Genomic DNA, 23,647 nt, shown 5'->3' on the forward strand with positions numbered 1-23,647 from the left:
CGGGATGTCCCGCCGGGGCCTCTCGGCTCGTACCGGTGTGTCCGGTGCGTCCTACTTGAGCGCGCCGGCCGTGAGGCCGGACTGCACCTGCCGCTGGAAGATCGTGTACACGACGAGCACCGGGAGCATGGCGATCATCATGCCCGCCATGAGGGCGCCCCAGTCGTTCTCGTACCCCTGCTGCAGCGCGATCATCGCGAGGCCCTGGGTGAGGACGTACTTGTCCTCCTGCTGGTTGAGGACCATCGGCAGCAGGTACTGGTTCCACTGGCCGAGGAAGTTGAAGATGCCGATGCTGATCAGGCCGGGCTTGGCCATCGGCAGCATCACCTGGAAGAACGTCCGGGTGTGCGACGCGCCGTCGATCATCGCCGCCTCCGCCACCGTCGTCGGCAGGGTGCGGAAGAACGCCGTCATGAAGAAGACGGTGAACGGCAGCGAGTAGGCGATGTAGACCAGGATCAGGCCGTGGTACGTCGCGAGCAGGGAGCTGCCCGGGAAGTCCCGCAGGACGAAGAAGAGCGGGATGACCAGCATGAACACCGGGAAGGACATGCCCGCCACGAACAGGTAGTAGATGAACCTGTTCCCCGGGAAGGTGAAGCGGGCCAGGACGTACGCGGCCATGGAGCCGAGCACCATCGTGCCGATCACCGACCCGCCCACGACGATGACGGTGTTGATGAAGTACTGGCCCATGTTCGCGTCGTTCCACGCGTTGGACCAGTTCTCCCAGTGCAGGACGGTCGGCAGGCCCCACGGGTCGGTGAGGATGCCGTTGCTGTCCTTGAAGGCGCTCCACAGCACCCACAGCAGCGGCACGCCGACCATCAGCGCCCAGACGATCAGGATGCCGTGGGAGAAGACGTTGAGGACGCTGCCCTCGGAGGAGCGGCCGTTGGTCGGCCCGAGCTTCGCGGGGACGGTGGCGGGCGTGTCCAGCTTCGCCACCGTCTCGATCTCTTCGGTCGTCATCCGCCGTACCCCTAGTACTCGATCCGCTCACGTCGCGCGAAGCGCATCGTGAGCACTGCGAAGGTCATCGTGACAATGAGCATCGCGATGCCCATGGCGGAGGCGTAGCCGAACTGGCTGTCTCGGAAGGCCGTCAGGTAGAGCCTCAGCGGCATGACGTCCGTGGCCCCGTCCGGACCGCCCATGTTCACCGACATGATCTGGACCAGGGCGAAGGCGTCGAGGGCGATGATGCCCATGTACACCCAGCCGGTCTGGACCGTGTCCCAGAGCAGCGGCAGGGTGATCTTGAAGAAGGTGTGGAAGCGGTTGGCGCCGTCGAGCAGCGCCGCCTCGTAGATGTCCCGCGGGATGGAGGCCATCGCCGCGGAGAAGAGCACCACATAGAAGCCGACGTGGCCCCAGACCATGACCGCGCTGATGCACCACAGCGCGAGGCTCTTCTCGCCCAGCCAGGAGTTCTGCAGGCTGTCCAGGCCCACCGCGCCGAGCAGCGAGTTGAGCATGCCGTCCTGCGGGTCCGGGTTGTAGATGTTGAACCAGATGACCGCGATGATCGTGATCGAGATGACCTGCGGGAAGAAGAAGACGAACTTGTACAGCTTCGAACCGGCCACACCGGTGACGACTTCGTTCTTCCTGCGCCGGCCGCCGACATTGAGCATGAAGGCGAAGAAGAGTCCGAGGCCGAGGGTGACCACCGGGACCAGCGCCAGCATGTAGATGTTGTGGCGCAGCGCGTTCCAGAAGTCGTCGCTGTCCCAGAGTTTCTCGAAGTTGTCCAGGCCGACGAACTGGGCGGTCCCCACGAGCCCGGACCAGTCGGTCATCGAGATCTGGAACGCCTGGACGAACGGCGAGATCACGAAGATCGCATAAATGATCAGAGGCAGGGCCAGGAAGCCCACGATGAATCGGTATTTGCCGTGTTGCATGGTGCTCCCCGGCCCTTCCCCTCTTTTGCTGGACTTACCAGGTCAGGCGGTGCGCTTGAACTTGGCGACGGAGCTGTCCTTGGCCACCTTGTCGCATTCCTCCTGGGTCTTCTTGATCCAGTCGGCCGCCTTCAGTTCGCCGGTGAGCAGCTGGCCCGTCAGACCACCGATCTTCTCGTCGGTCAGCGCCGGGTACCACTCCTGCAGCTGAAGGCTGATCAGGTTGGTGCCGGCCTCCTTGAAGACCTTGCTGGCGGAGGCGAGACCGGGCGAGAGCTGCATTCCCTCGGTGGCGTCCATGACGCAGGTCAGCGACTTCACCTTGGTGGCGAAGTTCTGCGCGTGCTTCTTGGAGAGCATGATGCGCAGCATCTCCATACCGCCGATCGGGTTCTTGCCCTTGGCCGAGACGAGGTACGGCTCGCTCGGCTCGGCGCGCAGGGTGCCGTGGGGCATCTTGTCTCCGCTGCCGTCGAAGAGGGCGCCGACGGCCATGCCGAAGTCGGACGGCGTGGTCGGGGCGGCCTCGTTCTCGACCCAGGAGCCGTTCGGGATGAAGACGGCCTTGCCCTTGTTCCAGGCGGTCTGGGACTGGATGTGGGTCAGGCCCTGGCTGCCTTCGAGGAAGTACTTCTTGGCGGCCAGCTCCTCGTAGTGCTCGACGACCTGCTTGACCGCGTCGCTCTTGGTCCATGCGTTGGGCTCGAGGTTGTCGATCGCGATCCACCCCTCCATGCCGCCGATCTTGGCGATCTGCGCGAAGAGGTTGAAGTGGACGTAGTACGGATACTTGCCCGCGTACGTCCAGGGCGCGATGCCGGCCTTCTTGATCTCGCCGCAGAGGGTGACCATCTCGTCGAGGGTCTTGGGGTACGCCCAGCCCTTGGACTCGAGGAGCTTCTGCGAGTACCAGGTGCCGTAGATCGTGAAGGCGTAGTACAGCACGTCGAACTTGTCGCCGTGCATGCCCTTCTCGATGGTGCTCGGGTGGATCGTGTCCCGGACCTTCTTCGCCGGGTCGTCCATGGAGGCGGCGTCGAGCAGCACGCCGAGGTCCTGCAGCTGGCCCTGGGTGGAGAGCTTGTTCATGTCCAGGTGGTCGGCGCCGGAGTTGTCGATGACGTCCGGCGGGTTGCCGCCCGCGAAGCGCGGCGTCAGCTTGGGGCCGACCTGCTGCGTGCCCGTGTGCTTGACCTCGGCGCCGTAGGTCGCCTTGAAGTCGGCCTCCGCGTCCTTGGCGTACTGGTCGCCCAGACCGCCCTTGAAGATGAACGCCTCCAGCGGGGCGCCCTGCTTCACGCCGAGCGGGTTCTTCGCGGTCTTCTCGCCACCGGCGGCCTTCGGTCCCTTCTCGCCGCCACCGCCACCGGTGGCACAGGCGGAAAGGAAGCTCATCGTCGGCACCGAGATCAGACCGAGAGCGGCGGAGCGCTTCATCAGATCGCGGCGGCCGAGGCCTTCGTCGTTGTGCGCGGAGGTGGATCCCATGCTCAAGTCCTCGCCTTCATTCAGGACTCAGGCGGTGTACCGGTCGCCCGTTTATCTGCTCGCCACAGGCGAAGGGCCCCGCCACCGCATTCGAATGCAGCTTGGGTCGTGCATTGGTGCTTGGTGCATTGGTGCTTGATGCATCGGTGCTTGATGCATCGGTGCAGTCGTGCCGGCGTCGTGCCGCCGTGCGAGTGGTACGACGGTCTGGACGCCGACAGGTATAGTCCACTTCCCTTCCCCTGAGCAAGATCGAAAGCAGGTTTGCGCGGCAGTCTTTCCCGAGTTGAGACCTCACGGATTATGACGGTGCATCTGTGCCGTTTCCTCCCTCGACTTGCCGTCAACACCCTTGACACCGCCTGACACTTGGCCCCTACTGGAGCCTGCGCCATTCACTTGACAACGTTGTCTAGAACACAGTGGCAGGAGCGGCGACACGGCATGGAGCCCAGAATTCGCACCCGATCACGGTCCCGGAACCCCCGCCTCACAGCCGCCGCCGTGGTGGCTTCGACGGCATTGGTACTGGGCTCTGTGCCCTCGGTGGCACAGGCACTTCCCGGCCAAACGGACACATCCGCACGGGAGTTCACCACCTCCTTCGAGGACGGTGAAATCCAGCCGACCTGGCGCAACACGGTGGAAGTGGGCGCGGACGGCGCCAAGCGGACATCGGGGGTCGACGGCGGCTTCGCCAGTGGGATCCCGGGCAACGTCACCGACAAGGTGGTGGAGCTGCGGGCCAGCGGCGAGCACGCGAGCGCGGGAGAGACCAAGGAGAACCTGGTCGACCTCCAGCCCGGCACCAAATGGCTGGTCTTCGCGCCGACCGCCTGGATCGAGTTCGACCTCGACGAGCCGGTCAAGGTGGCCACGTACGCGCTGACTTCGGCGAACGACGCGGCCGAGCGCGACCCGCGCGACTGGAGCCTGCAGGGCTCCGCGGACGGCAAGGAGTGGAAGGTCCTCGACACCCGGGAGGGCCAGAGCTTCGCCAAGCGCTTCGAGACGCGGACGTACGACATCGCGAACGGCACGGCGTACGCCCACTACCGGCTGGAGATCACGAAGAACAGCGGCGCGGATATCACCCAGCTGGCCGATGTTCAGTTCTCGAACGGGGACACCTCCGCCCCCGTCCCCGAGGAGATGCGCAGCCATGTCGACCGCGGCCCCGGAGGCTCCCCCACCGCCAAGGCGAACGCCGGCTTCACCGGCAAGCGGGCGCTGCGCTACGCCGGTACGCACAAGCCGGCCGGCCGGGCGTACTCGTACAACAAGATCTTCGACGTGGACACGGCCGTCGTGCGGAACACCGAGCTGTCGTACCGGATCTTCCCCTCGCTCCCCGAGACGGACCTCAGCTATCCGGCCACGAACGTGTCGGTGGATCTCGCCTTCACCGACGGCACCTATCTGAGTGATCTGCGGGCCACCGACTCCCATGGCGGGCTGCTGAGCCCGCAGGGCCAGGGCGCGGCCAAGCGGCTCTACGTCAACCAGTGGAACCAGGTGAGCTCCCGGATCGGCGCGGTCGCGGCCGGCAAGACCGTCGACCGGATCCTGGTGGCGTACGACTCCCCCAAGGGTCCGGCGAAGTTCCAGGGCTGGGTCGACGACATCACGCTGCGGCCGAAGGCCCCGGAGCGGCGGCTGGACCGGCTCTCCGACTACGCCTCCACGACGCGCGGCACGAACTCCAGCGGCTCCTTCTCGCGCGGCAACACCTTCCCCGCGACCGCCGTGCCGCACGGCTTCAACTTCTGGACGCCGGTCACCAACTCCGCCTCCAAGAGCTGGCTGTACGAGTACGCGCGCGGCAACAACGCGGACAATCTGCCCACCGTGCAGGCCTTCGCGGCGAGCCACGAGCCGAGTCCCTGGATGGGTGACCGGCAGACCTTCCAGGTGATGCCGTCCGCGGCCGCCGGCGTCCCGGAGACCGACCGGGTCAAGCGGGCGCTGGCCTTCCGGCACGAGAAGGAGACGGCCCGGCCCCACTACTACGGCGTCACCTTCGAGAACGGCCTGAGGGCGGAGATCACCCCGACCGACCACGCGGCGCTGATGCGCTTCACCTATCCGGGCGAGGACGCGAGCGTCGTCCTCGACAACGTGACGAGCGAGGGCGGGCTGACCCTCGACCCGGCGAGCGGCTCCTTCACCGGGTACTCCGACGTCAGGAGCGGGCTGTCGACGGGCGCCACCCGGATGTTCGTGTACGGAGTCTTCGACGCACCGGTCACCTCCTCCGCCGCCCAGGGCGTCAAGGGCCACGTCCGCCTCGACGCGGGCGCCGACCGTACCGTGACCCTGCGGATCGCGACCTCGCTGATCTCCGTCGACCAGGCGAAGGCGAACCTCGCGGACGAGATCCCGGCCGGCACCGGCTTCGAGCAGGTCAAGGCGGGGGCGCAGGACGCCTGGGACGAGATCCTGGGCAGGGTCGAGGTCGAGGGCGCGACCCACGACCAGCTGGTGACCCTCTACTCCAGCCTGTACCGGCTGTACCTGTACCCGAACTCCGGTTTCGAGAAGGTCGGTGCGACGTACCGGTACGCCAGCCCCTTCTCCCCCATGACCGGCCCGGACACCCCGACCCACACCGGCGCGAAGATCGTGGACGGGAAGGTGTACGTCAACAACGGCTTCTGGGACACCTATCGCACCACGTGGCCCGCCTACTCCTTCCTGACCCCGAAGAAGGCGGGCGAGCTGGTCGACGGCTTCGTGCAGCAGTACAAGGACGGCGGCTGGATATCCCGCTGGTCCTCGCCCGGCTACGCCGACCTGATGACCGGCACCTCCTCGGACGTGGCGTTCGCCGACGCGTACGTCAAGGGCGTGGACTTCGACGCCGAGGCGGCATACGAGGCCGCGCTGAAGAACGCGACGGTCGTCCCGCCGAGCCGTGGTGTGGGCCGCAAGGGCATGGAGACCTCCCCGTTCCTCGGCTACGCGTCGACGGAGACCCACGAGGGCCTGTCCTGGTCCCTGGAGGGCTACCTGAACGACTACGGCATCGCGAGGATGGCGCAGGCGCTGCACAAGAAGACCGGCAAGCAGCGGTACCAGGAGGAGGCCGCCTACTTCCTCTCGCGCGCGCAGAGCTACGTCTCCCTCTTCGACGCCAAGGCCGGCTTCTTCCAGGGACGTGACCTCAAGGGCGCCTGGCGGGTGCCCTCGGAGCAGTACGACCCGAGGATCTGGGGGCACGACTACACCGAGACGAACGGCTGGGGCTATGCCTTCACGGCGCCGCAGGACTCGCGCGGACTCGCCCGGCTGTACGGGGGCCGGGCGAAGCTGGGCGAGAAGCTGGACGCGTACTTCTCCACGCCGGAGACGGCGAGCCCGGAGTTCGTCGGCTCGTACGGCAGCGTCATCCATGAGATGACCGAGGCCCGTGACGTCCGGATGGGCATGTACGGCCACTCCAACCAGGTCGCCCACCACGTCCCGTACATGTACAACGCGGCCGGGCAGCCGTGGAAGACGCAGGAGAAGGTCCGCGAGGTCCTCTCCCGGCTCTACACGGGCAGCGAGATCGGGCAGGGCTACCACGGCGACGAGGACAACGGCGAGCAGTCCGCCTGGTATCTCTTCTCGGCGCTCGGCTTCTATCCGCTGGTGATGGGCGGTGGGGAGTACGCGATCGGCTCGCCGCTCTTCACCAAGGCGACGCTCCACCTGGACAGCGGCCGCACGCTCGTGGTCAAGGCCCCGCGCAACAGCGCGCGCAACCGGTACGTCCAGGGGGTGAGGGTCAACGGGGTCCCCTGGAACTCGACCGCGCTCCCGCACGACCTGCTGGCCCGGGGCGGCACGCTGAAGTTCGAGATGGGCCCGCGCCCCTCGGCGTGGGGCACGGGCGCGAAGGCCGGACCGGTCTCCATCACACCGGACGGCAAGGCGCCGTCCCCGCGCACGGACGCGACGACGGGGACGGGCCCGCTGGTCGACAACACCTCGGCCACGGCGGCGACGTCGACCTCGGTGGACCTGCCGGTCGCGGCGGGCACGCGGGCGGTGCAGTACACCCTGACCTCGGCGGCCGCGGACACGGCGCCGACCGGGTGGGTGCTGCAGGGCTCGACGGACGGCCATATATGGACGGATGTGGACAAGAGGACCGGGGAGACGTTCGCCTGGGACCACCAGACCCGGGTGTTCACGGTCGCGGCACCGGGCGCGTACACGACCTACCGTCTGATCCTCGGCGAGGAGGCGCAGTTGGCGGAGGTGGAGCTGCTTCGCTGACGTGGGACAAAACTGGGCTTCTCACCGAAACAGTTCTGTCACAAACCAATTGGCTCGTGAAGATACTGTGCGAAGATCCAGGAGCATGAGTGGTCCGCCGCGCCCTCGAGAGGGCGTGGCGGTCCCATTTCCACCGAAGATCTGGAGTCTTACGTGGCCAAATTTTCTGGCCTGAACACCACGGGCATCCTGTCCCGTGTCACGGTCGCGGCGATAACCGCGGCCCTCGTGGCCACGACCACGAGCGCGGTCGCCGCTGACGGACCGCGGTCCGCCGCCGGCTCCGCCGAGGTCCAGCAGTCCGCTCCGGCCGCCGGCGCCTTCAGCGCCGAGGCCTCGTCGGCCGACGCTCCCGTCAACGCGCTCTACGGCGTCGACGGCAGCGGTTTCATGTACGGCTACGCCCCGAACGGCACGGGTGGCCTCGACAGCCGCCAGTACGTCGGTTCCGGGTGGGAGTACACCAAGCAGATCACCCAGGTCGACCACGACGCCGACGGCAGCGCGGACGGCATCTGGGACGTCACCAACGGCTCGCTGTACTACACCCCGTACGGCGCCGACCCGATCCTCATCGGTGGCGGCTGGGGCATCTACGACAAGGTGCACTCGACGGGCAACCTGGCCGGCGCCGCGGCCGACGACCTGCTCGCGCGGGACAACGCCGGTGTGCTGTGGCTCTACCTGGGCTACGGCAACGGCAAGGTCACCAGCCGCATCAAGGTGGGCGCCGGCTGGGGCATCTACGACCAGATCGCCGGCAACGGCGACCTGAACAACGACGGCAAGGCCGACATCGTCGCGCGCGACACCTCGGGCGTGCTGTGGCTCTACAAGGGCACGGGCAGCTACAGCGCCCCCTTCCAGCCCCGCACCAAGATCGGCGCCGGCTGGGGCATCTACAACAAGATCGTCTCGGTCGGCGACATCGACCTGGACGGCATCACCGACCTGATCGCCCGTGACAAGGGTGGCGCGCTCTGGCTGTACAAGGGCACGGCGGTCGCCGCGGCCCCGTACAAGCCGCGCGTTCAGATCGGCACCGGCGGCTGGAACACCTACCGCCTCATGTTCTGATCCGGTTCTGATCCGGCCTTCGCCGTGTGACGAACGAACGGGCCCCGCTCCTCTTCCGAGGAGCGGGGCCCGCTTCGTGTGTCACCCGACGCGTCAGCCGCGACTGTGCTTATCCACGAATGAGGTTCCGGAGCACGTACTGCGACGTGCTCCCGCTACGCGCTAGTTCTGCAGGATTTCGAGGACGATGACGTTCTGGCAATGATCCTCGCATCAGATCGCCACAATGACCATGGATTCCGGGCGTGGAGAGCGCATCCGGCCGAGTTTTCCTACCGCTAACGCAGCACCTCGATACGCGCGGCACGGCGAGTCAACGTGCTCCGTTGGCGGTTGCCCCGTATTCCCGAGGGGCGAGCGAGACCATGCGGAAGCGGCGGATCGTCCCCGTCACCACCGCGACCGCCCACGACAACCACTACCTCGCGGTCTTCCCCACCGAGCCACCTGCACATGGTCACCGCCAGCCGAGCGGTCATCGCCTGTCACCGTCGGGCACCGGACGGAGCCGGACAGGCCATCCGGGACTTCGGGCACGTCATTGCCCTCGAGCGAGCCGCCCTCTCCTCGTTTCTCCGACAAGGCGCCCTGCCGCACCAAGGTCCGCCGGCCTCCGTCGGCCGCGGCCCAGGCGGAAGCCGAAAAGCTTCGCGGCCCCCTGAGGGCGACGGCGAGCATGATCTTGCCCGCACCCGGGGGTTAGCTCAAGTGAATGATGACACCTCGCATGCGATCCCCTTGTGACCAGGCAAACGCTGCAGTTACCACCTGTGCACTAATCAATGGGACTCTCCGCTGTGAGCCTCCGCCAACTTGAAGTCACAGTTCAAAGGGCTGGTGTGACTGGTTCTCGGGGTGCTCGTACTGGTCGTGGACCAAGTCCTCGGAGAAGGTCATCCGTCAGCGGTTGACTTCGAGGTTCGTCAGGTCGGCCAGTGCCCCGAGGCCGGCGGCGCGCAGGTGGGTCAGGATGTGGTCGTGGCGGGCAGCGGTGCTGTCGTGGGTTCGGCCGGGCCGGGCGGCGGATATCCAGATCAGGCGGCCCCTCTCGTCGGCCAGGGCGAGGGAGTGCAGGCCGTGGCGTCGGTGTTTGACGCCGGAGTAGAGGAATGGTCCCCGATCCGATGAACTTGCCAAGGCGTCTGGTTAGGATGCTGGGCAGGGTGGAGGGAATCGAAATGCCGCAGAACGCGGCCCGGGTGACCGTCATGATGCCCGACGGGCAGGAATTGCTGGCCCGCCTGTATGAGCGACGGCGCGCGGCGGTCGGATGGCAGTACCGGGTGGGCATCACCTGCTGGGCAGTTGGCAGCAGCGGCCGTACCGAGCCCGCGGAACAGAGTGTCTGGCTCGACGCCCGTCATGTCCGCCCCCTCGAAGGCGGCGACTACAGCCGCATCCCCACCCTTGCCACTCCCACCGGCGGGCGGCAGGCCTGGACGGTACAAGACCTCCCTCACCGCCCCGGCCACCCCAAAGCACGCCTGATCCACGTCATCGGCTGCCAGCCCCACGCCGCACCCATCACCCTCGATCAGGCCCTCGACATCCTCCGCCAACCCCGCGCGGTCACCTGCCGCGAATGCCACGCCGCCACCTCCCTGCCGACCGCGACCGATCCCCAGCCCACCCAACCGGACCGCTCTGCGCCCTGAACCGGTAGAGGCGCTGTCCCGGCTCGGCAGTGATGCCGGTGCCCGGAGCGGCTGGACAGGCGAAATGCGGCGTATGGGCGAGGACGCGTTAGAAGCAGCACACCAGGCCCACCGGTCGGCGCAGGAGGCGTTGCCCGCCGAAGACTGGCCGAGGCCGTCCTGGACGCCTACGCGAACGGCGAGCGGGTCGGCCGGATCGCCGAACGCACCGGCCGGAGCACTACCACTGTGCACCCGCATCAACGGCTCCACCCGACAGCCGCCGGTTCCTTCCGAGCTCGGCGCACAGGCCGCCGGGCGAGGTCCGCGGCCTGTGAAGCTGGTTTGCTGGTGTTCGGTCAGTTCGGTCAGAAGAGCGCCAGGCCTTCGCCGCTGGTGTCGGCGATGACGGGCCGGGGTTCGGCAGGGAGGCCGTCCAGGCGGTCGGGACCGGCTTCGGCCGCCGCAGCAGGGGCGGTCTCGGTCAGCCAGGTGCCGAACCGCTCGACGGCCTCCTGGTAGGGCACCCGTGCCAGGACGCGGTGCTCACCGGAGGGGCAGAAGTCGACGGAGACGGTGAGCAGGCAGGAGCGGGGCGTGTTCTGGCTGCCCGTCCACGACACGCGCAGCACTCCGCAGGGCTTCCGTCCGCGGGAGTCAGGGTGGGTGGGGCGCAGGGTGCGGGTGGCTGTGTGGGCGGTCCATGCGGCGAGGTGAGGCAGAGGCAGGGTGATGCGGGTGCGGCAGCCCGGACAGCGGTGCCAGTGGCGCAGCCAGCCGGCCGCGTCGGTGTCGAAGAGACGGTGGTAGCGGCTGGCGACCCGGATGTCGTTGTCGTACAGGTGGTCGGGGCGCTCCAGTGTGTTGCAGGACGGGCAGACCGGGGCGCGGACGTAGCCGTGTTCGTGGCAGTGATCCAGCACAGCAGCCGGCGCCGTACCGCAGACAGCACACACCCACCCGGCCACCTGGCGGGACATACCCGGCTTGCGGCTCAACACCGAGTACAACTGCCCCCGCAGCTCCCCCCTGTACGGGCGCTGCTGGATGGCTGGACCGTTCACGCCCGCCCGGGACTGGCCGTCGGTGGCTCGGGGATCCCGGCGGTGCTGTTCGGTGACAGCTGTCTCCGCCTTGCCGGCCCGCGTGGTGTGCAGCCACTCGGCTTCGGTGTGCTCGGCCGTGTCCAGCAGCCTGACCACGGCACGCGGAAGCCACCACGACCGCTCGACCCTGTCACGGGACCGCTGCACCACCAGCAGCCGCCGCCAGTCAACCCCCGCCAGAGGAGACCCCGGTCCGGGCTCATGGCCGGCCTGCCGTCCGGGATGATCTGCCTCTTGCAGTTCCCAGCTGATGCGCCGGCGCCAACCGCGCAGCGTTTCACCCGGGCGCTCCTGCTCTGGCGCACCACGGAACGGACCGATGCGGACCAGATCCAGGGCGTCCACCTCCACCGCGTTCCATGCCGCCGCCGCCCGGCGCACCTCAGCCTCCGGAACTCTCCACGGGCCGTCGCCCGTCATCACCGGCTCCACCACACAGGCACCGAGCAAGACGTACCGACCGGGCCGGACATCAGAAGGAAAGCAGGTGAATACTGCGGAAGTCGTCGGTAGCGCGCTACCGGCCGTCAGGCTGACCCACACACTGTCGGCGGCGGCCAGAGTGACCAGATGATCTGCCCGGCCCGGCGCAACATGCTCGGCCATACCGAAAGACTAACGACCGGCACCAGCACACCGACAGCCAGTGCCTGGTTCTCGTGCCGGGAGAGCCGCCTGGCCAGCGGCGGGAGCCCAGTCCTGGCGGATGATCTTCTCCACGGACTTCCACCCACGACCAGCATGAGCACTCCGAGCAACCATCACACCAGCCCCTTGACCTGCGGCTTCAGGTTGGCGGAGGCTCCGTGAACCGCGAACACACAGACGAGCAAGGACTCCGTACCGGATGGGCGCGAAGGCACCGACTGCGAGGAGCGGTTCCCGATGGTGGTGTCGCTGCTGACGAAGAAGGTCCACCTCGACCCGGTGGCCGCCCACTGCGCATCACTGGGACGATCTGCTGCGGCTTGTGGAGTCGCTGAAATGCGGGCCCGCAACCGCCTCCCTGATCGTCGGCAAGTCCCACCCTGCGGAGCGCCCACCCTGGTGGTGATGCCTGGCGAGGAGTCGACCCTGCTCATGCCCGGCGGTGGTCGCCTGCCCCCCACCGTCGACTTGGAGAAATAGGCCGCTCCTCATGGGCGCGAACCTCTGATCGATCATCAGGCCCACGCCGATTCCGGCGGGGGCCTTCGGTATCTTCGGGGTTTGTAGGGTCCGCGGATTCGTGAGCACTCGGAAGTCCCTGACCTGCGGCGTCGGCTCCGTTAGCACTCCGGCGATGGCGCCCGTTGCCTGATCATGAGCAATAAGCCGCCGTGGTGCGGGAACAGCACCGTTCTGGATCTCGGTTCGCGTGTCCAGGACGTCGAATCGAGCAGGCGTTCAGCGGCAGGTAGTTAGGTTCACGGCCGTCTCTCTGATCAGTTCGCGGACTAGGAGAAGGGCCTGGTCACACATCTGAAGTACATCTTGTTGAGCGCGGATCTTCTTGAGCGGCTTGGTAGTGCTCTGACTGACGTTCTCCATGTCGAGTCGGTGCGCCACATCGTTCCTGGCAGTGAAGAAGCCATCAAGGGCGGTGAACCGAGCCTTCGGGATCTGCTGGTTGGTAATGCCCAGTGAAGAGCCAGCGCGGTCACGGAGGTCACTGCTGCCTTGGAAGCTTGCCTTCGTCTTGCTCAGGACGTAGAGGTCGAGCAGCGCAGCGCCCGGGTCCTGCTTCTTGAGCGCCGCCAGGAACTCCTCCTCGACGTTCGACGCTCTGGTCTGCTGGTCGATGAAGATCTCGTACATGCGCCTGGGGGTACCTGGTTGGGCGATCAGCACAGGCACCGCGTGGTGAATCAGCGCCTGGACCGTGGCATCCAGACCGGCTGAAGTGAACACGATGGCCGCGCGCAGAAGATCTTGGGCGTCGGAATGCAGGCGCCCGCGAGTCGTTGTGTTGTTCTGCTGCGCACGGGTCCGTCGGACAAGATGAAGCGTGTCGAAGAGGCCGGAGACGCTGTCGTGGGTGCTCCTCAGCCGCCACCAGGCAGGTACGACCTCAGTGGCTTTGTAAGGCCGGTTACCCAGGGGAGTGAGTACGAGCCTGGTGAGGTTCCCAGGTTCTTCAGGAGCTTCTGCGACTGCCTTGGCTACCTCTGCAGTGACCGCGACACTGGGACTCGGCACCATGGCCTGCGCTGCACCAACGGCAGTGCCGGCCTTCGCAACTACCTCTTCCGGCTCAACGGGTTCAGCACCCATGGGCCCCCTCACGACGATATCGACCACCTCAGTGAACACCGTCAAGGCTTCCCTCACACCTGCTACTGCTCACCGAACCGCGGATTTGCTCGGACAGTGCTCGTGATCACGCGGAATTGCTAACGTGGTCGCGGACCTTACAGGGTTCAGAGGATGTGCTCGATGTGCTCGAAGATGTCGGCGTCCGTCTCCCGCTGCCACTCGGGGAGGACGTCCCAGTCAGCCACGTAACCCGGCTTCGGGTTCTCGATGTGCTTGTGGATCTGCGCGATCCAGCACAGCGCGACGAACCGGCCCTTCTGCTCCCGGCTGAGCTTGGCCGTCTGCCCGCCACTCGCCTGGACGAAGCCGCGCACCTGACCGTAGACGGCCGCCGCGGACTGCCGTTCCCACTCCGGCGTCTGGTCCCACGGCGTGATGTAGCCCGGCTTCGGCTCACCGGGGAAGTGCTTCTTCACCCCGGCGATCCACGCCTCGCGGAAAATCCGGCCGTCCTCGCTCACGCTGTCGCCCTTCGTCATCAGACAGTCGCTCCGATCTTCTGGGAGAACCGGCGCAGCCCCGGCATCTCTGGGTGCATCATCAGTAGCTCCGCCGCGATACCCCGGACCTTCGGCCGGGTCGCCTCCTCCGGCGCGTACGACGCCAGGGCGCGGAGCGCGTGGAACGTCTTCTCCGGCTCGTCGAGAGCCTGCCAGACCCGGGCGACGTCCATGCACATGCGTCCCCGTCGTTCGGCCGTCGGCAGCCGGCGTGGGTCGAGTTTCTCCGCATACATCAGCGCCTGGTCGTCCTCGCCGAGGGCATGGTGGACGGAGATACGGAAGCCTCGCGTCTGAGCCTCCCCGAACTCCCCAGGGATGTAGAGCCGCTGTGCAGCCGTCTCGCGCCGCTTCGCCGTCTCCTCGGCCTCGCCGATCAGCTCCATCGCCTGGCCCCGCCAACCGGCCTGCGCGGCGCTGTACGACGCCGTCAGCATCAGTGTGCCCCGCATGGCGAGTTCATCCGGATGCTGGCCCAACCGTCCGGCCGCTTCCTGGAGATGGTCGATCGCGGCCTGGTAGTCACCGCTCCGGCGCAGGGAGACGCCCATGGAGTGTGCGGCCTCGCCCATCACGACCGGGTTGCCGGTCAGCTCTGCCTGAGCCCGCGCGCGCTCGGCCGCCACCCAGGCCATGCCCTGATAGTTCTTGATCGCGAGCTGTGCCAGCAGGACGTACGCGCGGGCCGCGATGTCGTGGGCTTGCGAGGCGAGGGAGCCGGAGATCAGGGACGGCAGTGTCCGGCCCAGCTTGCTGTACTGGGCCTCCTGGAACACCGTCCGAGCCTCGACGAGCGCGGAGAAGAGCGCTTCACGCGACGCCGGCCGCGCCTCGGGCAAGTGGAACAACGACCGCTCCACCAACTCCTTGGGGTCGGCCGCGGCAGCCGTTGCGGGCAGCGCGGCAGCGATTCCGACCCCCAGCCCGAGCGTGAGCACTTTTCGGCGGTGCACGGCATCCCCTTCAAGTCCGAGGTCAGCAGCAGTCAGCCCCAGGACACCACATAACGCGAGCAGCGTGTCCTCGTCCGGCTGGATCTTCCCGGTTTCGACCCGCGACAGCCACGAGCCGGAGTATCCGACGGCTCTGCCGACCTCACCTTGCGACAAGCGCTTGGCGTTCCGAGCCTGCCGCAGCACATCCCCCAGCGAATCGCCCATGCACAGAGTGTGCCGATCCACGCACAGACTTTGCAGACCCTCCGTCAGACATAGTCCGAACGGACCTGGCCGCGTTCACTGTTCACACACCCCCGGAGGTTGAAGGACCCTCCGGGCGGCTCCCCCGAAGCAGCGGGCCGTACCGCGTCCCGTCCGTTCGCCAACGCGGCCCGCTGCTGCCCACCCCGACCGAGGAGAAGCCGATGACCGCGCCCCTCCCTCACCGCTCGCCGGACTCCGGCACCGAGGGCGAGCCCCAGCCGTACGGCGTCCCGAGCCGCGACCTGGTGGCCCGCGCCGAGGCCGGATGGGAGAGGTTCCTGGCCGCCGCCGAAGGCGAGCAGCCGGAGACCGATTCCAGTCAGTGACGGTCGCCGGCTTCCCCGAGGTATCGCACGGCTGAGCGTTTCCGCACCCTCCATGACCTCTCGCACAAGGAGCCCTTCATGGACACCGGTCACTCCATCGCACAGCTTCCCGCCCGAGCCGCGTGGGACGAGAAGGGCACCGTCGTGGTGCCGGACGTCCTGGAGCGCGGTCGCTTCGAGGCCATCGTGTCCGAGGCGAACGAGCGCGTCGGGCTCGCCACGGCGCACGTCCACGACCACACCGCCGCGCACCGGGACGGCTCCTTCGCCACCCCCGTGCACTGCGCCTTCATCCCGCCCGGCCCCGTCCTGGAGGGCCTGGCCTACGACAAGAGCCTGTTGGCCGCGCTGCGTAAGGCCACCGGCATCCCGCGTCTCATCCCACGCGGCGGGGCCGTCGTCCTGTACGAGGAGGGCGACTTCCAGGGCATCCACACCGACTCGGTGAAGTCCACCGTGACCGTGGCCATCGCCCTCACCGAGGACCTGCCCCCGATGGGCTGGGCCCCGCACCTGCACAACGCCCACCCCGACCACCTCGGCGAGGTCGTCACCGAGCGCGGGATATTCCCCTACGGCGAGGGCTTCACGACCCTGGAACACCCCTACGGCGACGGGAGCGTATGCGCCTTCGCCGGGTACGCGGTACCGCACTGGCGGCCGCGTCAGCCCGCGCGGGGGATGCTCGCCACGATGTCCTTCATGGACCTGTGATGGGGACCGCGCTGCGTCAGACGTGGCTCGCCGAGGGCCGCGCGGACGTCCCGCCGGACGCCATCGCTTCCTCTTTGTGGGAGGAGATCGCGCAGGAGTCCGAGCAGTGCGAGCCGCACTCCGTGGTCCGCCACAACCAGCGGCCCGGCCTGCTGCCGATGCGGGACGGCTCGATCACCTCCCCTCAGCGCTGCCGCGTCCACCCCGGCGGCCCGGCGCTCAGCTCCCTGGCCATGTCCAAGGAACTCGCCGAGGTCGCCGGCGAGGCGACCGGCCGGGCGAAGATGACGCCGATCCGCTTCGGGTTCAAGTTCTACGCGCCCGGCGACTACATGCACGTCCACCGCGACGACGGGAAATGCGAGATCACGTTCTCGTGCGGCCTCACCCCCGGACTCGGCGCGATGGGCTGGCTTCCCAACCTGCGCTGGCTGACCACCGAGCAGGTCGCCGAGCGCCTCACGGACACCCCATACCCCGGCGGTGGCGAGGAGTTCCCCATCCACCACCGCGTCCTCACCGGATTCGACGGAAGCCGAATCCCCCACTGGCGTACCCCGCTCGACTCCCAGTCGCGCGAGGTACTGATCACCATCTGCTTCACCGACCTCACGGTGTAGCAGCAGCCCATTCGACAAGGAGCACCGATGTCCAAGATCGAAGCCATCGCCAAGGCAGTGGACCCGGCCGAGTTCGTGGCCGAGCTGCACGCCGAGGGCAACCTTCCGCAGAACACCGGCGGCGACCCGGCCGTGCCGGACTCCGCCTTCCCCGACACCCACACCTACGAGCACCCCGCCGTCTGACCCTCAGCCGGCCCTGAGCGCGCCCGGTCGCCGGAGGCTCCCCTTCCTGGGACAGCCCGGCGGCCGGGCGCCGTCGTTACGCAGGAGGCGAACCATGCACAAGACATACTTCGACGGCACACACCGCACCCGTCCTCCGTCCGACACCTGGAAGGCGATCCAGCCGCTTCTCGACAGCTTCGGGATCACCCGGGTCGCCGACGTCACGGGCCTGGACGACATCGGCATCCCCGTGACCATGGCCGTCCGCCCGCTCGCCCGCACCCTGTCCGTCGCCCAGGGCAAGGGCGTCACCCTCGACGCCGCCCGCGTCTCCGGCGCCATGGAGGCGATCGAGGCATGGCACGGCGAGCGTTCCCTCCCGCCCGTCTCGGTGCGACACACCCCGGCCTTTGAGATGGGCCTGCCGTACCCGGTCACCGCGCTGGAGCAGCACCCCGGGAGCCTGCTCACCCACCGCACCCGGCTGGACTGGATCACCGGCCGCTCCGCCGTGAACAACAGCCCGGTGCCCGTCCCCGTCGCGGCGGTGAAGATCGGCAGGGAGACACACATCGACTGGCGGATGCACCTGCCCAGCGCCTCGACCAACGGCCTCGCTTCCGGCAACACCCGGTCCGAGGCGACGGTTCACGCCTTGTATGAGGTCATCGAGCGCGACGCCATCAGCGACCTCAACGACACCCCGCGCGCCGAGGACGCACAGCTTCTCGACCCGTGGAGCATCGACGACTCGCATTGCTCCGCGCTCCTCGGCCGGCTCCTCTCCGCCGCGGCCTGGTTCGAGCTGTGGCACCTGCCCACCCGCTTCGGCGTCCCCGTGATGGCCTGCTTCCTCTGGCGCGAAGATCAGCCCACCGTCCTCGTCAGCGGCTCCGGCGCCCACCTGGACCCGAGCGTCGCCCTGTCCAGGGCGATCACCGAAGCGGCCCAAACACGGCTGACCCTGATCACCGGAAGCCGCGACGACACACACCCCGTCGTCTACCGCCCCGGCACACACCAAGGCCCCGCCCCGGCCACCGCCCGCTGCACCCCGTGGGAGCACATCACCCGCAGGTACAGCGCGACGTTCCCCACGCACCAGGCCGAGGCCGCCTACCTGGCGTCCGTGATCACCGCGAGGGTCGGCGCCGCTCCGGTCGTCGTGGACCTGACCACGGGGCGGTACGAGCGCGAGGAGTTCGCCGTGGTCAAGGTCTGCGCACCGCACCTGCGCTACAGCTCCCGCCACACCATCCCCCGCCCGCGCCCGGAGGCATCCGCATGACCGTCCACGTCTTCGCCGGCCCCACCATCGGCGCCAACCGCATCCGCAGACTCGCACCCCATGCGGCCCTGCACCCGCCGGTCAAGCACGGCGATCTGCTCCGTCTCGCGCTCGGCCCCGGCGACGTCGCGCTGATCATCGACGGCGTCTGGCACCAGAGCGCCCCCGTCCGGCACAAGGAGATCCTCGCCCTCCTGGCCGACGGCGTCACCGTCGTCGGCGCCGCCAGCATGGGAGCCCTCCGGGCCGCCGAACTCGCCCCGTACGGGATGGTCGGCGTGGGCAGGATCTTCGAGGACTTCCACGCCGGCCGCCTGGACGCCGATGACGAGGTCGCCGTCCTGCACACCCCCGAAGGCGAGCAGCTCTCCGAAGCCCTCGTGAACATCCGCACGGCCCTCAACCGTGCCGTCATAGACGAGAAGCTCAGCAGCTACGACGCCCTGTCCCTCCTGGACCTGGCACGCGCTCTCCCCTACACCCGCCGAACATGGCAGGCCCTCGGCCGCGTCGCGCGCGAAGCGGACCTGGACAAGCCCTTCACCGCGTTGAACGAGTGGCGAAGCACCCACTCGTACGACGCCAAACGCGAGGACGCCGAGGAGGCGCTGGCCCTGGTAGCGGCAGGCCTTCCGGTCCCGTCGGGCTCTGAGGCATGGCGCGACGAACTGTGGAGGACCAGCTTCGTCCGGTACTGGACGGCTACCTTCCGCCCCACCGCGACCGGCATCGAGCTGCCGTTCCTCTCGCTCCTCCAGCATCAGCAGATCTACGACCCCGGATTCCCGGCCCGATGGCGAGCGCGGGTCCTGAGCCGGATCACGGGACTTGCCGCCACCGCGCCCGGCGCGCAGATGGAGGCCGCAGCGATCAAGGCGGCCTTCGCCGACGGCGTGGCCCTCGCCGCCTTGGCACCCGAACAGAAAGCCTTCTGGCTCACGCCCGGCGAGGTCCAGTCCCTGCCCCAGCACGAAGCGCTGCTGCGGATCATGGTGCGCTCGGCCCGCCTCGACGGAGCATGGGACGCGTGGCCGGCCAGCCGCGCCGAGGCCGGTGAGCTGCTCGAGGCACCCGTGCAGACCGCTGAACACGTGGCCGTCGCGTGCCAAATCAACACGGCGGTCGCGGCCGACAACCCCCGGCACACCACCGCGCACCTGGACCCCGAGCGCGTCGCCCGGCATCTCCTTGTCAGCTGGGGCCTGGATCACCACGCGGCACCGGCGAGCCGGGACGCCGCCGCCCGAGACCGAGCGTTCCGCGACTTCGCCGGAGCCGTCGAGGTCGACCGCGCGTTCTACCTCGGGGCACGAGTAAGGACCGCGTCACCAGCCACGATCGACATCGAACCTCTGATTTGAATCAAATAGCGCTGGCGCGCAGCGTGTTGGCAAGACGATGGGGGCATGTCGATCTGGTCTCAGGTTACTGGCCCTGCTCGTGCCCACTGGAGGCGTGTTCTCTCACCTGCTGGGGTTGCCATAACCAGCTGGGGCAACGCGCTGTACGACACGCCTTACCGGTGGCCGGGTCTGGTCCTCTTCATCAGCGGTCTTGTCCTGATGAAGCGTGGGGTGGCTTCGTGGAAGGGGTTCACCGATGGATGGCAGGCCCCCAAGCGAATCCGCCATTGGACCATCACCACGTTCCAGACACCTGAATGGGAACGCCGCTGGTGGGCGTTGAAGCTCACGGCCTGGGGGCTGATCGCTTTCAGATACACCCTATATCCGCTCTTCCTCTCCGACAGGATTGTGGCTGCCCCGGACCAACTGCTCAACCACGAAAAGGACGCTCTACAGATGCTGGCGTTCTCCTTCCTTTTCCCCCTCTTCACACGCTGGATCCAGCCGAAAGACAACCTGCTCGAACGGCTCGAAGGTCGCGTCCTTCGAGCTATGGCCAGTCGGACCCTGGCTAACTTCAACGCAGCCAGTGCTGCGGCGGTGCTGCTGTACACGGCGCTGTCTATGCTCTCGCCCGACAACGTCAAGGTGTTGCCAGCCCTGACGGTCACGATCGGGATCGCCACAGTGGTGGCCACGCACAAGATGTGGACCCGCTACCGGAAGCTGTGCACGCAGGCCCACAAGAATATCCAGGCCCTCATCCGAACTCTTGAGAAGCCTACCGGAGGGGGCGAGAACCAGTCGGCGATCCAGGACGCCTGGGACACGGTAGAGCGGGACCTACGCACCCGAGCTGACACGGGCTATGGCTTTGGTGCGCGTTTCGTCCCGGAGAAGGCCACCGCAGCACTTGGCGAAGCGATGGAGACGGTGTGGAAGGGACTCCCCGGCCATCAGGAAGCGCGCGATCAGGCACTCGCTGACTTGCAGGTAATTCTTGGCGTTTGCGCCCAGCGGATCGATTCGGTGGCGTGACGCGGTTTGCGTCTGGTGGCTCGGTTCTTACCGGCACCCCTACCTCGGGGCCCGCGCCGCCGAGGTCAGATCGGAGGCGGCAGACTCGTCCTCGACAGCCAGGGACAGCTCCCTGATCTGACGGAACAGGAGCGGCAAGACCGCGGCCCCGGCGATCACGACGGCGGCCGCCACGAGGACGGCCCGTACGCCGAGCAGCTCGGCAGCAGGGCCGGCCGCGAGATAGCCGAGGGGGACGGGCAAGAGCTGCCCCAGCGTCGAGTAGGACGTGGTCCGGCTCAGCCGGTCCTTCGGGATGCGCTCCTGCACGAGACCGGCCCACGTGGTCATGCTGACCGCCAGGCCGGTCCCCGCAGCCGCCGTCGCCCCGATCAGCACCAGGACGGGCAGGTCGAGCGCCATCGCGGCCAAGGGAAGAGCCATGGAGCCGGTGCCGAGACACACCACCAGGCCGACCCACCGGGGCTTCCACATCAGCGCGAGCGCGGCGCCGGCGATCAGGCCACCGGTAAATCCGGCCATGACCAGACCCCACGGCCCGGAGCCGCCGAGGAACCGCTCGCCGTATACCGGGCCGAGGAGCTGGTACCCGACCAGCCACATCGGAACGATGACCGAGCCCTGCACGACCATGATCCACAGCCAGGTGCGGGCCCAGAAGTCGTGCCAGCCCTCTCGCAGCTCGGTCACGAACCCCGCGCGCACCTTCACCCTGCTCGGCGCCAGCTTGATCCTCGCGCACAGAACGGCCCCCGCCGCGAAGGTCAGCGCGTCCCAGCCGATCACCCACTCGGGCCCCGCGACCGCGACGAGCACACCGCCGAGCGCCGGGCCGCCGACCTTCACCGTGTTCTGCCCGATCTTGAGCAAGGCGTTCGCGGCGTGCCGCATCTCCTTGGGCACTACCTCGACGACGACACCGCCGGCGGCCGGGGTGAAGAACGCGGACGCCGCACCGCACACGGCGGACATGGCGGCCAGGTGCCACACGCGGGCCACGTCCGCGTACAGCAATAGCGCGGCGAGGCCCTCGGCGGCGAAACAGACGATGTTGCTCCACACCATCACGCGGGCCCGGGAAAAACGGTCGGCGACGACCCCGCCCACGAGCAGAAGCAGGATCTGCGGAACCATCCCGGTCGCTAGCACCAGACCGAGGCCGCCTGCTCCGCGCTCGATGTGCAGAACGGCGAAGGCCAACCCGATCGGGGCCACCGCGGACCCGGTCCACGACAGCAGCCTCGCCGTGAAGTGCAGGCGGTAAGCCGGGACGGTCAGCGGGACCGCCGCCGCCCGGACGCGGGCTCTCCAGCCAATCCGAGGAACGGCATCCGGCTCTCCCTGACGCCCCGCACCGCGCACGTACCGCAAGATCAAACTCCGCCCAGGAAACACGAAGTCCCGGCAGCGAGACACCACCGGGAACTCGACACACCCTAGGACAACTTCAAGATCGCCCGCCCCAGACTCCACACTCCCGCAACCGAACGAGGCGTAGGGCCGAGATACGGACCGCTGAGGGCGCGATGGATCTGAGCAGCTCTGCCAGATGGACGGCCCGGCTGGGCTACTGGGCTTTGCTGGCCTCTTCGATCAGCGAGGTGTGCATGGCGTCAGCCGCGGCGGGGTCGATACCCGCGCTCTTCGACGAGGGCGAGGCAGAACGCGGGGTCCCGGCCGCCCAGCAGGCACTCGACGACGCCGCACGCGTCGACTCCACCCTCGTCGCGTCCCGGCTCAACACGCTGCTGCACGCGGTCCGCCCGTACGAGACCACCGCGGTCAACGACGTACGGAACCGGGCGAAGCTCAAGCACATGGCCAAGCACCGCCGACCCGGACCGCCCAACCAGCCTTCCCGCGCCGTTCCTCGCGTCGATGCCGACAACCCGCTCGCCGCGTACGAGATGGCGAGCACCACGCCCGACCTCGCCGCCGCTCAGAAATGGGGGCACGAAGCCGCCCCCGGCACTGATGCCGCAGACGGGTAGGTGACACGCGCGGGCCACACCCGCGCGCCCACCGGTACTACTGATCCCAGTTTTCGTCGCCGACGGCGTTGTCGGCGAACCTGCGAATGGACTCGTCGACTTCGAACTGATGGTCCCGGTCGAGCTTCTGGTAGTTCGCCTCGAACTCGTCCTCGGGCATCGTGTCGATACTGGTGCACAGGATCACGACGAGCTCTTCCTGCTCGTCAAAACTCAGTGGTTTCGTGGCCATGTATCCCCCTCGGTGGGTGTCGGTCCGCCCAACGGTCGAGCGTACGGCCCCTACGCGGCAACGCGTGCCGCAAAGGGGCTCGTTGAGGCGCATCGGTCCAAGGGCCACCGGCTGACCTTTGATGCCGCTGCCGCCAGGCCGGTATGCTGCCGGGGCAGGCGGTCACGACCGCCGACCGCTGAAGGGGCCTTCCGCCACGCAGGAGTCCTCGTTGGTAGGCCAAGCCGTCCTTCGACGCATCGTGCACCCGAACCTGCCTGCCTTCAGAGCGGCGTCCGCGTGGGGTGCGCCGCTGTATGGAGTCAGACATGCCTACGAGCCAGCCCCGGAAGTCGCGGAAGCGTACGCGGGAGATCCGTGAGCAGAGCCGGGCCACCGGCACCCGGTACACCGCGGCGTTGCGGGCAAACGACCGGGCCCGAACTGGCGGCCAGCAGTCGCCGCTGCGC

General features: G+C 67.9%; 21 protein-coding genes. 11 read left to right on the top strand and 10 right to left on the bottom strand.

Features of this window, described 5'->3' with window-relative positions; all coding sequences use genetic code 11:
- Positions 1-51: 51 nt before the first annotated feature.
- The 3 genes from FDM97_RS24730 to ngcE are packed head-to-tail and all read right to left on the bottom strand — an operon-like array spanning position 52 to position 3,398.
- A complete protein-coding gene (locus FDM97_RS24730; protein WP_137992687.1) occupies positions 52-975 on the bottom strand; it encodes a carbohydrate ABC transporter permease in 924 nt (307 codons plus the stop codon).
- Positions 976-986: 11 nt separating this feature from the next.
- Positions 987-1,910, bottom strand: coding sequence for a carbohydrate ABC transporter permease (locus FDM97_RS24735; protein ID WP_137992688.1), 924 nt, complete (start codon positions 1,908-1,910; stop codon positions 987-989).
- Between the two features lie 42 nt (positions 1,911-1,952).
- Positions 1,953-3,398, bottom strand: coding sequence for an N-acetylglucosamine/diacetylchitobiose ABC transporter substrate-binding protein (ngcE, locus tag FDM97_RS24740; RefSeq protein ID WP_137992689.1), 1,446 nt, complete (start codon positions 3,396-3,398; stop codon positions 1,953-1,955).
- 444 nt (positions 3,399-3,842) lie between these two features.
- Here ngcE and FDM97_RS24745 point away from each other — a divergent pair, with 444 nt between their 5' ends.
- Positions 3,843-7,661, top strand: coding sequence for a GH92 family glycosyl hydrolase (locus tag FDM97_RS24745; protein WP_175439224.1), 3,819 nt, complete (start codon positions 3,843-3,845; stop codon positions 7,659-7,661).
- Between the two features lie 153 nt (positions 7,662-7,814).
- The gene (locus FDM97_RS24750; protein WP_137992690.1) at positions 7,815-8,738 is read left to right on the top strand and encodes an FG-GAP repeat domain-containing protein; all 924 of its coding nucleotides are present in this window, start codon (positions 7,815-7,817) and stop codon (positions 8,736-8,738) included.
- A 900-nt stretch (positions 8,739-9,638) separates the two neighbouring features.
- Here FDM97_RS24750 and FDM97_RS37130 read toward each other — a convergent pair.
- Positions 9,639-9,875 carry a transposase family protein gene (locus FDM97_RS37130; RefSeq protein ID WP_217510262.1) on the bottom strand — a complete coding sequence of 79 codons (237 nt, stop codon included), beginning with the start codon at positions 9,873-9,875 and terminating at the stop codon, positions 9,639-9,641.
- Between the two features lie 26 nt (positions 9,876-9,901).
- Between FDM97_RS37130 and FDM97_RS24765 the strand changes: the two genes are divergently transcribed.
- On the top strand, positions 9,902-10,393 hold the full coding sequence (locus tag FDM97_RS24765) for a DUF6233 domain-containing protein (RefSeq protein ID WP_175438983.1): 492 nt from the start codon (positions 9,902-9,904) through the stop codon (positions 10,391-10,393).
- Positions 10,394-10,740: 347 nt separating this feature from the next.
- Here FDM97_RS24765 and FDM97_RS36610 read toward each other — a convergent pair whose 3' ends face one another.
- The 4 genes from FDM97_RS36610 to FDM97_RS24785 form a co-directional block, all read right to left on the bottom strand.
- Positions 10,741-11,574, bottom strand: coding sequence for an endonuclease domain-containing protein (locus tag FDM97_RS36610; RefSeq protein WP_254705746.1), 834 nt, complete (start codon positions 11,572-11,574; stop codon positions 10,741-10,743).
- A 1,290-nt stretch (positions 11,575-12,864) separates the two neighbouring features.
- On the bottom strand, positions 12,865-13,770 hold the full coding sequence (locus tag FDM97_RS24775; protein WP_137992693.1) for a hypothetical protein: 906 nt from the start codon (positions 13,768-13,770) through the stop codon (positions 12,865-12,867).
- A gap of 107 nt (positions 13,771-13,877) precedes the next feature.
- Positions 13,878-14,252: a hypothetical protein gene (locus tag FDM97_RS24780; protein WP_137992694.1), complete on the bottom strand. Its 375-nt coding sequence runs from the start codon at positions 14,250-14,252 to the stop codon at positions 13,878-13,880.
- Positions 14,252-15,433, bottom strand: coding sequence for a helix-turn-helix domain-containing protein (locus tag FDM97_RS24785; RefSeq protein WP_137992695.1), 1,182 nt, complete (start codon positions 15,431-15,433; stop codon positions 14,252-14,254). The genes FDM97_RS24780 and FDM97_RS24785 overlap by 1 nt, the downstream gene beginning before the upstream one ends.
- A 203-nt stretch (positions 15,434-15,636) precedes the next feature.
- Here FDM97_RS24785 and FDM97_RS35995 point away from each other — a divergent pair, with 203 nt between their 5' ends.
- The 7 genes from FDM97_RS35995 to FDM97_RS24810 all read left to right on the top strand — a co-directional run bounded on the left by FDM97_RS35995 (position 15,637) and on the right by FDM97_RS24810 (position 20,975).
- Entirely contained in the window at positions 15,637-15,801 is a 165-nt protein-coding gene (locus FDM97_RS35995; RefSeq protein ID WP_175439225.1) for a hypothetical protein, read from the top strand.
- A 78-nt stretch (positions 15,802-15,879) separates the two neighbouring features.
- Complete coding sequence (locus FDM97_RS24790) at positions 15,880-16,515, top strand: hypothetical protein (RefSeq protein WP_137992696.1); 636 nt, start codon at positions 15,880-15,882, stop codon at positions 16,513-16,515.
- Positions 16,515-17,135 carry a hypothetical protein gene (locus tag FDM97_RS24795; RefSeq protein WP_137992697.1) on the top strand — a complete coding sequence of 207 codons (621 nt, stop codon included), beginning with the start codon at positions 16,515-16,517 and terminating at the stop codon, positions 17,133-17,135. The genes FDM97_RS24790 and FDM97_RS24795 overlap by 1 nt, the downstream gene beginning before the upstream one ends.
- A gap of 27 nt (positions 17,136-17,162) precedes the next feature.
- Positions 17,163-17,321, top strand: a complete 159-nt coding sequence (locus tag FDM97_RS36000; protein ID WP_175439226.1) for a hypothetical protein — start codon at positions 17,163-17,165, stop codon at positions 17,319-17,321.
- Between the two features lie 94 nt (positions 17,322-17,415).
- Entirely contained in the window at positions 17,416-18,591 is a 1,176-nt protein-coding gene (locus FDM97_RS24800) for a YcaO-like family protein (protein ID WP_137992698.1), read from the top strand.
- Positions 18,588-19,952, top strand: a complete 1,365-nt coding sequence (locus FDM97_RS24805) for a TfuA-like protein (RefSeq protein WP_137992699.1) — start codon at positions 18,588-18,590, stop codon at positions 19,950-19,952. The genes FDM97_RS24800 and FDM97_RS24805 overlap by 4 nt, the downstream gene beginning before the upstream one ends.
- Positions 19,953-19,997: 45 nt before the next feature.
- Complete coding sequence (locus tag FDM97_RS24810; RefSeq protein WP_137992700.1) at positions 19,998-20,975, top strand: hypothetical protein; 978 nt, start codon at positions 19,998-20,000, stop codon at positions 20,973-20,975.
- 39 nt (positions 20,976-21,014) lie between these two features.
- Here FDM97_RS24810 and FDM97_RS24815 read toward each other — a convergent pair whose 3' ends face one another.
- Positions 21,015-22,394 (bottom strand): MFS transporter, encoded by a 1,380-nt coding sequence (locus FDM97_RS24815; protein ID WP_432816242.1) that lies wholly within the window; start codon positions 22,392-22,394, stop codon positions 21,015-21,017.
- Positions 22,395-22,582: 188 nt separating this feature from the next.
- Here FDM97_RS24815 and FDM97_RS36615 point away from each other — a divergent pair, with 188 nt between their 5' ends.
- The gene (locus FDM97_RS36615) at positions 22,583-22,966 is read left to right on the top strand and encodes a hypothetical protein (protein ID WP_254705747.1); all 384 of its coding nucleotides are present in this window, start codon (positions 22,583-22,585) and stop codon (positions 22,964-22,966) included.
- A 37-nt stretch (positions 22,967-23,003) separates the two neighbouring features.
- Here FDM97_RS36615 and FDM97_RS24825 read toward each other — a convergent pair whose 3' ends face one another.
- Complete coding sequence (locus FDM97_RS24825) at positions 23,004-23,198, bottom strand: hypothetical protein (RefSeq protein WP_137992701.1); 195 nt, start codon at positions 23,196-23,198, stop codon at positions 23,004-23,006.
- Positions 23,199-23,647 lie beyond the last annotated feature (449 nt).

The organism is Streptomyces vilmorinianum (genome assembly GCF_005517195.1).
In the GTDB taxonomy this organism is placed as follows: domain Bacteria; phylum Actinomycetota; class Actinomycetes; order Streptomycetales; family Streptomycetaceae; genus Streptomyces; species Streptomyces vilmorinianum.

Excerpts from the sequence above, each read along its gene's own strand:
- FDM97_RS24730 (WP_137992687.1), bottom strand. The coding sequence starts at position 975 with ATGACGACCGAAGAGATCGAGACGGTGGCGAAGCTGGACACGCCCGCC.
- FDM97_RS24735 (WP_137992688.1), bottom strand. The coding sequence starts at position 1,910 with ATGCAACACGGCAAATACCGATTCATCGTGGGCTTCCTGGCCCTGCCT.
- ngcE (WP_137992689.1), bottom strand. The coding sequence starts at position 3,398 with ATGGGATCCACCTCCGCGCACAACGACGAAGGCCTCGGCCGCCGCGAT.
- FDM97_RS24745 (WP_175439224.1), top strand. The coding sequence starts at position 3,843 with ATGGAGCCCAGAATTCGCACCCGATCACGGTCCCGGAACCCCCGCCTC.
- FDM97_RS24780 (WP_137992694.1), bottom strand. The coding sequence starts at position 14,252 with ATGACGAAGGGCGACAGCGTGAGCGAGGACGGCCGGATTTTCCGCGAG.
- FDM97_RS24785 (WP_137992695.1), bottom strand. The coding sequence starts at position 15,433 with ATGGGCGATTCGCTGGGGGATGTGCTGCGGCAGGCTCGGAACGCCAAG.
- FDM97_RS35995 (WP_175439225.1), top strand. The coding sequence starts at position 15,637 with ATGACCGCGCCCCTCCCTCACCGCTCGCCGGACTCCGGCACCGAGGGC.
- FDM97_RS24790 (WP_137992696.1), top strand. The coding sequence starts at position 15,880 with ATGGACACCGGTCACTCCATCGCACAGCTTCCCGCCCGAGCCGCGTGG.
- FDM97_RS24795 (WP_137992697.1), top strand. The coding sequence starts at position 16,515 with ATGGGGACCGCGCTGCGTCAGACGTGGCTCGCCGAGGGCCGCGCGGAC.
- FDM97_RS36000 (WP_175439226.1), top strand. The coding sequence starts at position 17,163 with ATGTCCAAGATCGAAGCCATCGCCAAGGCAGTGGACCCGGCCGAGTTC.
- FDM97_RS24800 (WP_137992698.1), top strand. The coding sequence starts at position 17,416 with ATGCACAAGACATACTTCGACGGCACACACCGCACCCGTCCTCCGTCC.
- FDM97_RS24805 (WP_137992699.1), top strand. The coding sequence starts at position 18,588 with ATGACCGTCCACGTCTTCGCCGGCCCCACCATCGGCGCCAACCGCATC.
- FDM97_RS24810 (WP_137992700.1), top strand. The coding sequence starts at position 19,998 with ATGTCGATCTGGTCTCAGGTTACTGGCCCTGCTCGTGCCCACTGGAGG.
- FDM97_RS36615 (WP_254705747.1), top strand. The coding sequence starts at position 22,583 with ATGGCGTCAGCCGCGGCGGGGTCGATACCCGCGCTCTTCGACGAGGGC.
- FDM97_RS24825 (WP_137992701.1), bottom strand. The coding sequence starts at position 23,198 with ATGGCCACGAAACCACTGAGTTTTGACGAGCAGGAAGAGCTCGTCGTG.